At 76.5% G+C, this 1,736-nt stretch carries 2 protein-coding genes; both read left to right on the forward strand.

Features of this window, described 5'->3' with window-relative positions:
- Positions 1–785, forward strand: a 785-nt coding sequence (locus G3I53_RS04850; protein WP_164438044.1) for a dihydrolipoamide acetyltransferase family protein, incomplete at its 5' end; no start/stop codon positions are given.
- A gap of 89 nt (positions 786–874) precedes the next feature.
- Positions 875–1,736, forward strand: an 862-nt coding sequence (locus G3I53_RS04855; RefSeq protein WP_164438045.1) for a molybdenum cofactor guanylyltransferase, incomplete at its 3' end; no start/stop codon positions are given.

The following is a 1,736-nucleotide window of genomic DNA, read 5'->3' on the forward strand; positions in this document are numbered from 1 at the left end:
GCGCCCAGCGCCTCGACGGCACGGACCACGCGCCGGGCACGCCCCGGGCGCCCGAGGTCACCGCCGGCGCGGCGCGCGTGACCGGGGAACCGGTCGCCGGCACCCGGGTGCCGCTCAAGGGCGTCCGCGGTGCCGTCGCCGACAAGCTGACCCGCAGCCGCTCCGAGATCCCGGACGCCACCTGCTGGGTGGACGCCGACGCGACGGAGCTGATGCGGGCGCGGGCCGCGATGAACGCGTCCGGCGGGCCGAAGATCTCCGTGCTGGCGCTGCTGGCCCGGATCTGCACCGCGGCCCTGGCCCGCTTCCCCGAGCTGAACTCCTCCGTCGACACGGCGGCCCGGGAGATCGTCAGGCACGAGGGCGTCCACCTCGGCTTCGCCGCGCAGACCGACCGGGGGCTCGTCGTCCCCGTCGTCCGGGACGCGCACACGCGGGACGCGGAGGGGCTCACCGCGGAGTTCGCCCGGCTGACCGAGAAGGCCCGGGCGGGCACGCTGACGCCCGCGGACCTGACCGGCGGCACCTTCACGCTGAACAACTACGGCGTGTTCGGCGTCGACGGCTCCACGCCGATCATCAACCACCCCGAGGCGGCCATGCTCGGCGTCGGCCGCATCGTGCCGAAGCCGTGGGTCCACGACGGCGAACTGGCCGTGCGGCAGGTGGTCCAGCTGTCGCTCACCTTCGACCACCGGGTCTGCGACGGCGGGGCCGCGGGCGGCTTCCTGCGCTACGTGGCGGACTGCGTGGAACAGCCGGCGGTGCTGCTGCGCACCCTGTGACACCCCGGTGTCCGGCGGGGCCGTGACACCGCCGCCCTTCCCGCGCCCCCGCGTTCCCCGTGATCGCGGGGGCCGCGCATACTCGGGGGGTGACCGAGTACCAGCCTCCGGGTGATCCCGGTGCCGGACCCGGCTCCGGCGCCCGGCGCGCGCCGGACCCGGAGCACACCCCTTACGACGCCGTCGTCCTCGCCGGCGGTGCCGCCCGGCGGCTCTCCGGCGCCGACAAGCCCGGGGTGCGCGTGGGCGGCCGGGCCCTGATCGACCGGGTGCTCGCCGCCTGTGCCGGCGCCCGCACCACCGTGGTCGTCGCTGATCCCCGGCCCACCGCACGGCCCGTCGTGTGGGCCCGGGAGGAGCCGGCCGGCGGAGGCCCGCTGGCCGCCCTCGACGCGGGACTGCGGCACACCGGAGCCGGCCTGGCCGTGCTGCTCTCGGCCGACCTGCCCTTCCTCGGCCCGGACACCGTCGAACGGCTGGTCACCGCACTCGACGCGAGCACCGCCGACGGTGTCGTGCTCACCGACGCCGAGGGCCACGACCAGCCGCTCGTGGCCGCCTACCGGACCGGTGCGCTGCGCCGTGCCCTGGCCGCCCTCACCGACCGGCACGGCGGCCTGACCGGGCTGCCGCTGCGCCGGCTGACCGCCGCGCTCGACCTCACCCGCCTCTTCGACCCGGTGGCGTCGTTCGACTGCGACACCTGGGACGACATCGCCGCCGCCAGGGCACGCATCAGGGAGCATGGACACGTGCTGGATGAATGGATCTCCGCAGTCAAGGACGAGCTGGGCATCGACCTGGACGTCGACACCACCCTGCTGCTCGACCTGGCCCGCGACGCCGCACACGGCGTCGCCCGGCCCGCGGCACCGCTGACCACCTTCCTCGTCGGCTACGCCGCCGCCCGCGCGGGCGGCGGCCGGGAAGCCGTCGCCGACGCGGCCCGCA

It is taken from the genome of Streptomyces sp. SID14436 (assembly GCF_010548465.1).
In the GTDB taxonomy this organism is placed as follows: Bacteria; Actinomycetota; Actinomycetes; order Streptomycetales; family Streptomycetaceae; genus Streptomyces.